Below are 7,672 nucleotides of genomic sequence, written 5' to 3' on the forward strand. Positions count from 1 at the left end.
GCGAACGAATGGTCGAACCGCCGCTACCTGGACATGTCCCGGCTCGATGACAACCTCGTGGAAGCGAACTGATCATCGCGCCATGGACGGCCATGATCCAAAGTGCGCAACTTTTCGGGCACTACCATTGCATTCATATACTGTGTCTACATGTTGACATGAAAATACTAGCAGATGACCGGCTGGTACGACTCCGATAACTGAACTTTCATATCAGCCGGCGCAACGACAAAAAGCGTCCCCTACTTCACCACGTCGTAGTTACCGACCGATACCTTGACCTGTGCGGCGTTCACATCAGTACCAGCCTCGAACCGAACCTTCTCACCTGCCGCCCATGAACTGGTGTTGGCAAAAGTCTCCTCGACCTTCACACCGTCAGCATCATAGAGCGCCAACAGCAGCGAGACATTGCTGAAATTGATTTTACTGGTGTTCTCGATGACTGCGGAATACGTGTAGTAACCACCATATTCCGCTTCTGTTCTGTCAAATTGAGCCGATGAGACCAGATTATTGATCACCTGATCCGTCTCGTTCTTCTCCTGAACGGAATTGCCGTTACGAACCAGATCGTCAAGAGCGTCTTGGTATTTCGAATCGACCTTAAGCCCATACTTATCCACGAATGTCTTCAGAATTGTGGACCGCTTGTCATATGCTTCGCTCCACGCAGTAGTGTATTCAGCACTGGTACTCGAGTATTTCTTGACTACGGCCAGCTGATCATCCAGCGAATTCAAATAGGCGATGATCTGCTCCTGGAGCTTCGAATCCTTGAACTGACGAGCCTTCAACGGCTTATCATTATCGATCTCAGCCTGAATAATCTGCTGAAAATTCTTTGATTCGCTTGTATCCTTGCCCTGTCCCTTGAGCTTATCGATAAGAGAGGAACGCTTGCTGAAACCCTCCGCGATAATGGACATCGCCTCGTCATCGGCATAGTCTGGCCCCTCGGCCTTCTTCTCGCCGCATGCGGATACACCAGCAATCAATGCAATGCTCAGTATCGCAGCAAAGACCTTCTTCATCATGTTGTCCTCCTTATATCTATAGACCAAGAATCTGTTTCTTTTTGGAATCGAACTCGTCCTTGGTCAAGATCCCCGCGTCAAGCAACTCCTTGAGCTTCTTGACCGCGTCCAACTGTTCACCGACCGACATGGAAGGCACAGCCACGGTCGAAGCCGACTGTTGCGCCGCCATAGTCTGCTCCGCAACTACAGCATTGGCCTGCGCCCCGGTCACAGGATTCACGCCCTGCGCGAAGGCCGCGCCGAACATCATCGCACCCGCATCACCGAACCCATGTGCCTCAACACCATGCGCAATCTTCTGCTGCGCCGCCACATTCGAAGCGTGCTGCGACACATCCTCATACGCCTTCAGGTCCATCTTGTTGGCGGAGAACTTCTGTACAAGTTCACGCGAAGCATCCGAAAACTCGATGTTCTCGATACCGATCTTGACGATATTGAACCCGAACCGGGCAGGCCACGTCCCCGCGTTCTGCCCATCATTCGCTACCTTGAGCGCAATATCATTCGCCTGCGCTGGCAACTGCGAGATTCTGTACTGCGTTGACAGCGCATTCAGTGCCACCGTGAACGACTGCAGAAACTCAGCCAGAATCTGCGAACGTGCTCGCTGATCATCAAACGAGTAGTAGGTAACGTTCGCCGGAACGAAATTACGGATGAACCGCACCGGGTCACCGATTTGGATGGTGAACGAACCATAGGCGAAAATCTCAAGATCCGTCCCATAGAACAGATCGTTATACATGAGCGGGCCTCGCGTGCCAAACTTGATGTCACGAATCTCACGCAGATTCACAAAGGCAATCTGCTTGTAATCGGACGTGATACCGCCGTAACCGATGCGCTCGCCGATCTGTTTGAAGATCGATTTCTTTACTCCGTCGCCATTGAAGATGCTTTCCTGCCCGTCATGATATTCGTAGCCGCCTGGCTGGGAGATGATATTCTCAATGCCGGACTGGTTGAAGATGAACGCCGCCGTGTTCTCCGGCACGTAAATCTTTGAACCGTTGGTGATGACGCCTTCCGAGCCACGCCCGTTGGAGCCGCGGCCGTTGTCTTCATCCTTTAGAACGCCGGGCACGACCGCGGAATGCTCGTCAAACCGACCAGCAGTGATGACGTCCTTCCACTGGTCGGCCAGAGTTCCGCCTACTGCTCCTCCGATTGCGCGTAACATGCCCATGTCTTATTCCTCGTTCCCGTTTAGCCCGTTATCCGTTCCAGTCACAGCGTCTGCACCGTATCGCAGTATTTGCATTGCACGGTCATACCGGTCCACCCCGAAAGCGGAGCTCTGCATCCAATGCATTTTGCCGTGATGGCTTTTCTCGCGGAAGCGCTCCGCTGATTTGTATTTGGGCCGGCAAAAGTCGTTTTGACCACATCGAACGTGTCTTTCAACGCACCAGCTAGCATTTCGACTCCAGGAACGCTTCTGCGTAAAGCCATGGCTGCGGAGGATTTGGTTCCCGTCACCGCCATATTGATTGCGTCCAGCCATGCGGCAGCCACCTTACGGCTCGCGTTTTTCTCCGGGCTACGGAAAACGAAGGAGACTTCCTCCCCGGCTGGGTGGAGTTTGAAGCTTGTTTCATAATCTGAAGTTTGGCAATCTGCTCGAATCTCGTCTTTCTGCGTTGCCAGCTCGTTCAATGGGTAGGACAGGCATGAAAGGTCCTCCCCCATCCGTGTTTTGCTGCTCCATTCGTATACCAGACGCATATTGGTGAGCATGAGTTTGGCATTATTCTGCTCTCCGTCGATGTTCTTGCAGCGCGCGCAATGGCTGGTGAGCGTCACCGTCTCATTGGGGAATGGCATGTATCCAGGCATGGCGATTCTCATCTCATCGTGATGGAAACAGGTTTGAGCTCGAACAAGCCGGATGCGGAGTCATAGCTTTCGATTTCAGCGATGACATGAATGTTGAGCCCCTCAGTAAACGAGCTCGGAACATTGTCACCGGTCAAGTGAAGATCGTAATAATTCACATCACTGAAATGAAAGTTCGGACCATACGTACCCCCTACATTTCCGGCAAGGATCAGATAGTCGAATCGTGTCTTGTTTGAGTCATGCGGTAATACCGATGCCGTATAGCCATCGAATTCGATATTGCGCCCCTGATACTTGTTTGCAAAACTCTCGATGGCCTGCCCGGAATCTCCGCCCGCAAGTATCTGGGCGAATTCCTGGTTGTTCTGCATCGAAATATTGCCTTCATCGGTTTGCGGGGATTCGCTTTTGCCTTCCGACGAGTTAGACGAGCTGGAGGGCTCGTTCTCTGCATCGTCAGTTTCCGCCTTTGATTCCTCTGAAGAAGTGGAATCATCCTCGTTTTCCGATGACGAGCTACTTGTTGAGTAGGAATGATATCTGATGACAACCCGTACATCCGGCCGGAATTTTTGATTGGAGCTATAGCTCGTACTTCCATTGACCGACACTGTCTTGACGTCCCCATCCTTATGGAAGAATCCTGTGATCAGATCGCCAAGGCCTTCGGTCTCAATATTGGTGAAACCCGCCGATTCCAGTCTTGTGACCACGTCCTTGTAGTTTTCACCTTCGAATTCGGATGAAGACTCCGGAATCGCTATCTTCCCATCATTGGCCGCTTTGGACGAAGCCCCGCACGAGGTGATGCCGCAGATAAGACCTATGACGATAAAAAGAACGACAAAGCCTACGAGAATTTTCGTGGTAAGAGGTGCATTGGAGACACGTTGCGCCAACTCGGAGGCAACAGCCACAGATCCGCTTCCATGTTTCGTCTCTTTCCTTGCATCCGCTCTCCGCGATGCCGTTCGACGCTCATGGTCCAACTGCACTGAAGTCGTGCCGACTTGCGCCTGGTAGTCCCGGAAGAAATCGCCGATACGCCGTACAGCACGATTCGCATCCCGGCTATCCGACGTTACCCTGACCTCACATTCGGATTCGGATTTCTCATGAATCACTGCAACAAGATCGATATCATCGAAGGAACTGAACGAAATCGACCGCTTCTCATCATCCCAGCGGCGCATCATAAACATCGCGCTGCAGGAAAGCATGTTCTTCAGCACGTCATAGGCGTGATCAACCGGCAGAGTCAGCTGCATCGTCTGATTGATATTCGACGGCTGCGGTTTGTCTTCCTTGGTCATGTCCTTCTCCCTCTGTAAAGGCGCTGCAGAGGCACTTCGTGATGTTCCGACATCATGGAAACGACTTGGCCGACGTCCCAACTGATTCCAGAACCATTTCCATGTTTTTCTGAGCGGCCCCTCTACTCTTGGCTATTTACTAGGACGAAGCCGTTCCCCATACCGCCAAATGTGGGGCGGAGAACGACTTCGCCTTCACAAATCCGCGCTATTGTTCAGCTGCTTTCATCAAGCTAACGGAAATATAGTCATTCGAATAGTAGATATGCAGACGGTATCCATCTTTTACGACAAAGTTATAGGTATCTTCGTCGGACTCCCGCTCCACTTGCCATCCCATGTCTTCGCATGCTTTCGCATAGACTTTAGTTTCACTTACCGGAACGCCCTTGATATCGAAATCAAAACCAGTTGCTGAATCAATGCCTACAGTAACGACTGGGTAATTAGGCTTCGGAAGCTTAGCCGACAGATCATTGTCAGGCCACGTATAGGCCGGATCGACAATACTGTCTTTGATGGTCTTCTTCTTTGCCGGGGTATAGTAAAATGTTTCAAGATTCTTCCCGTCCTTGCTGATGCAAGTGACCTTGACCTTATCAACGTCCCAAAGCTTCACCTGATCCTCGCTCGTTGCGTAGTACCAGCCGAATGCGCAGGTAGCAATGCCTCTTTCTCCCGGCTTGACTATCATCTCACTTTCACATTGCAAGTTTGCCTTGCGCAGATCATCAACGGTCAACTTATCCTCACTGTCGCTGTTCGCAGAGGCTTCCAGAGAGTCGGCAAAGGCACTGCTTAGCTGATCATCCGTTACGTCATCTTTAATCTTGTACAGCACCGAGAAAGCCGACAGACTTTCATTCAATGTATTCGTATATTGAACTTGTACACGTTCGGAGCCGTCTTCCATGGCTTCTTCCACGCTCCAAGGAAGCCCCGCCACGTCAGGCACGTTTTTTGCAAACTGCTTCTTATTCTTAGATGACGTCGCAGTGTTCTGCTTTGGGGATGCACCATTCTTGTTGTTTGTCTCAACCCCGCATCCAGAAAGACCCGCAGTAATGACTAGGGCCAAGGCCGCAAGGGCACAGCTGATTTTCGCAGTCCCGTTTTTCATTTTCATCTCCTTAATTCTTCCGAAATAGCTGCGTCGCCGTTTCGCAAATCGTGTTCCCATTTCCCGCTGACCCGATATAGAGTCCGCAAGCCATCTTTCCCGGCTCGTCATCGAACGTCATTGTCGTTTCCTTTCTTGTGGGAGTTCTCACCGCGATGATGTCCGCTCCGTGCCTCGTTGCAATCATCGGGGCGATTCATCTCGGTCGGCGTGGTGTTCTTTGCCGCCTCATCGAATATGCGTACGCCGTGCAGAATCGTGTTTGCCAGTTGCGCGAACATGACCTTGCTTCCTTCCTGACGGCGTTCCCTATGAGAAACGACTGACCTTCAGCCATTCCAAGACCATGAATCGGCCTTGTTCCGGAACCCGTCATCAGGGGGCGTGATTTTTTCGCGAGCGGTTTCTCCTTTCTTTCACAAGACGCGAAAATGCGGCGTTGAACCCCGCAGCAGATGAGTTCTCTCCTTTTGGTGTCTATCCTCTTTCATCCCTGCTATGGCGTCAATGACGTAACATGTTATAATTCACTCGTATTTTGAAGGGGGTTTACACCATGAGTGGTATATCAGCACGAAGCAGCGCCTGTTGGAGAGCACGACTCAGGCAATGCATGGATGAACGAGGCCTCACGCAACTGGATTTCGTACGCGCATTAAACCGGCAGTATCTCACGAAATTCCATCAAAAGGACGTCAGCAGATGGCTGAACACCGGCAACCGCACCTCATCGGGCGAAATCGGGTTCCCCAAATATGAGACCATGGCAACCATCGCTGACTTCTTCGGCGTGGATGTCGGCTATCTAACCGGCGAAACGGATGAGAAAACCTATGCCATGAGCCACGCCTGCGCATTCACCGGGCTAAGCAGCAGCTCCATCACCGCCATCCAGTCATGGATCAGAACATCGCCGGCACCGCAGAACACTAATCACGCGCATGCAGATGACCCGATGCACGAATACCGTGCCGCCACCATCAACCGGCTTCTGTCGTCGCCGAAATTTCCCGAACTGGCAACGAAGCTGCTGACATTACAGGAGATGTCAGCAATCTGGAACAACAATCCGCAGAAATTCGAAGGCATTCTCGGCTCCCTTGCCAATGACAACGATCTGCCGGATGATCTGGCTCTTCAGCTACTGCTCGGCGCGTTCTACGGTATCGCAAAGGAGAGCTTCTCCTCATTACTCCACGACGCCTATCCTCTGCCGGAATAAGACACCAACAGCGCAGCCTTCACTACCACCGAAAGCGCAACCCACATGCGCCAGCGCTTTCGGCAAAATCGGCAGGTCACACCCACATCAGGCAGGCATATAGCCTTCCGCCACATCAACCGGGGAGTTAGCCCTGGCAATGGCCTCCTCGTTGGCGCGAACCGTGCGATCGAGTACGTCCTCGTACCCGGTGAGCGCCGCGAACGGCATGAACTGAGCCGCCCGGTTATGCATGCTCATCCGCGGATGCGTGCGCGACGTGTGGTGCGGCAGCTCGATGATGTCATCGTATTTGTGGGTTTCCTGCAGGCTCATGCCGCGTGGCCTCCGATCTGCTGGTTGCGCTGTTGGCCGGTCGCGTCGTCGAACAGGTCCATGCCTTTGATGACGGCGTTCCTGCCGAATCTGCGTTTGATGTCAAGCAGGGTCTGCTGCACATGACGCTCATCCTCTTCGGCACGCGAACCGGCACGTGAACCGGCGAGCGAACCGGCACGCGCGTCAGCGAGCGCCTCTCCCGCAGCGCGGAAATCCGCCTGCCTGCCATCCTCACCACCCCCATCCCCCGTGTCCGAAAACGCCGCGAACAGATCGGGCTGGGTATAGTTCGGCGCGCCTTCCCGTGCGCCCGTTTCCTCACCCGCCTGCAGTTCCGAGGCGACTACATTCAAGCGGCGCACCAACAGCCCCGGGTCCACGATACGGCGGAACAACTCGTCGACAGCATCGCAAATGCGCGTGGTGGACGAGGTGAACCCGCCCAAGCCGATCGACCCGGTGGCGGGTTTGGGCACGCGGCGCCCGTATCGGTCGATCGCAATGGGCCCGCTGTATCCGGCGATGGCCTGTTCGGCGGCGGCCCTCAATTCCGGCGTGTCGCACTCTCCCAGCCGTTTCGGGTCGAGACTTGCCGTATCATAGCCGACCATCAGTCCCATTCGCCCGGCCTTCACCCCTTTGGCCACCAGGTCCAGCGATAGGGTGTCCGCCATTTCGCGCACGATCAGCCGCGCCGCATCGTACCCCACCGCGCCTGTAAGTACCTGCCCCGAGCTCATGCTGTGCCCGGCCGGCTTGTACGCCTTGATGTCGGCAATCGTGCACGGCTCATACCCCCACGCATGGTCGATGAGCA

At 53.5% G+C, this 7,672-nt stretch carries 9 protein-coding genes; 1 reads left to right on the forward strand and 8 read right to left on the reverse strand.

Going from position 1 to position 7,672, the window contains the following annotated elements; translation table 11 throughout:
• Positions 1-242: 242 nt before the first annotated feature.
• The 6 genes from KIH75_RS09590 to KIH75_RS09615 all read right to left on the reverse strand — a co-directional run bounded on the left by KIH75_RS09590 (position 243) and on the right by KIH75_RS09615 (position 5,596).
• Entirely contained in the window at positions 243-1,037 is a 795-nt protein-coding gene (locus tag KIH75_RS09590) for an FxLYD domain-containing protein (protein ID WP_219056486.1), read from the reverse strand.
• 16 nt (positions 1,038-1,053) lie between these two features.
• Positions 1,054-2,229: an SPFH domain-containing protein gene (locus KIH75_RS09595; RefSeq protein WP_219056487.1), complete on the reverse strand. Its 1,176-nt coding sequence runs from the start codon at positions 2,227-2,229 to the stop codon at positions 1,054-1,056.
• 41 nt (positions 2,230-2,270) lie between these two features.
• Positions 2,271-2,846, reverse strand: coding sequence for a hypothetical protein (locus KIH75_RS09600; protein WP_134817028.1), 576 nt, complete (start codon positions 2,844-2,846; stop codon positions 2,271-2,273).
• Positions 2,847-2,887: 41 nt separating this feature from the next.
• Entirely contained in the window at positions 2,888-4,195 is a 1,308-nt protein-coding gene (locus KIH75_RS09605; protein WP_219056488.1) for a DUF4839 domain-containing protein, read from the reverse strand.
• Positions 4,196-4,403: 208 nt separating this feature from the next.
• Positions 4,404-5,315, reverse strand: coding sequence for a DUF6591 domain-containing protein (locus KIH75_RS09610; protein WP_219056489.1), 912 nt, complete (start codon positions 5,313-5,315; stop codon positions 4,404-4,406).
• A gap of 107 nt (positions 5,316-5,422) precedes the next feature.
• Positions 5,423-5,596 (reverse strand): hypothetical protein, encoded by a 174-nt coding sequence (locus KIH75_RS09615; RefSeq protein ID WP_187128108.1) that lies wholly within the window; start codon positions 5,594-5,596, stop codon positions 5,423-5,425.
• A gap of 332 nt (positions 5,597-5,928) precedes the next feature.
• On the opposite strand from KIH75_RS09615, the gene KIH75_RS09620 reads away from it, so the two are divergent.
• Positions 5,929-6,537 (forward strand): helix-turn-helix domain-containing protein, encoded by a 609-nt coding sequence (locus KIH75_RS09620; RefSeq protein WP_045920199.1) that lies wholly within the window; start codon positions 5,929-5,931, stop codon positions 6,535-6,537.
• Between the two features lie 87 nt (positions 6,538-6,624).
• Here the strand turns inward: KIH75_RS09620 and KIH75_RS09625 are convergent, their stop codons facing one another.
• Both KIH75_RS09625 and KIH75_RS09630 read right to left on the reverse strand, forming a co-directional pair.
• Positions 6,625-6,852: a hypothetical protein gene (locus KIH75_RS09625; protein ID WP_219056490.1), complete on the reverse strand. Its 228-nt coding sequence runs from the start codon at positions 6,850-6,852 to the stop codon at positions 6,625-6,627.
• A partial coding sequence (locus KIH75_RS09630) for a DinB/UmuC family translesion DNA polymerase (RefSeq protein ID WP_476695626.1) occupies positions 6,849-7,672 on the reverse strand: 824 nt, incomplete at its 5' end. The genes KIH75_RS09630 and KIH75_RS09625, both read right to left, overlap by 4 nt.

Source organism: Bifidobacterium pongonis (assembly GCF_019331805.1).
GTDB lineage: Bacteria > Actinomycetota > Actinomycetes > Actinomycetales > Bifidobacteriaceae > Bifidobacterium > Bifidobacterium pongonis.

Excerpts from the sequence above, each read along its gene's own strand:
- KIH75_RS09590 (WP_219056486.1), bottom strand. The coding sequence starts at position 1,037 with ATGATGAAGAAGGTCTTTGCTGCGATACTGAGCATTGCATTGATTGCT.
- KIH75_RS09595 (WP_219056487.1), bottom strand. The coding sequence starts at position 2,229 with ATGGGCATGTTACGCGCAATCGGAGGAGCAGTAGGCGGAACTCTGGCC.
- KIH75_RS09605 (WP_219056488.1), bottom strand. The coding sequence starts at position 4,195 with ATGACCAAGGAAGACAAACCGCAGCCGTCGAATATCAATCAGACGATG.
- KIH75_RS09610 (WP_219056489.1), bottom strand. The coding sequence starts at position 5,315 with ATGAAAAACGGGACTGCGAAAATCAGCTGTGCCCTTGCGGCCTTGGCC.
- KIH75_RS09615 (WP_187128108.1), bottom strand. The coding sequence starts at position 5,596 with ATGTTCGCGCAACTGGCAAACACGATTCTGCACGGCGTACGCATATTC.
- KIH75_RS09620 (WP_045920199.1), top strand. The coding sequence starts at position 5,929 with ATGGATGAACGAGGCCTCACGCAACTGGATTTCGTACGCGCATTAAAC.
- KIH75_RS09625 (WP_219056490.1), bottom strand. The coding sequence starts at position 6,852 with ATGAGCCTGCAGGAAACCCACAAATACGATGACATCATCGAGCTGCCG.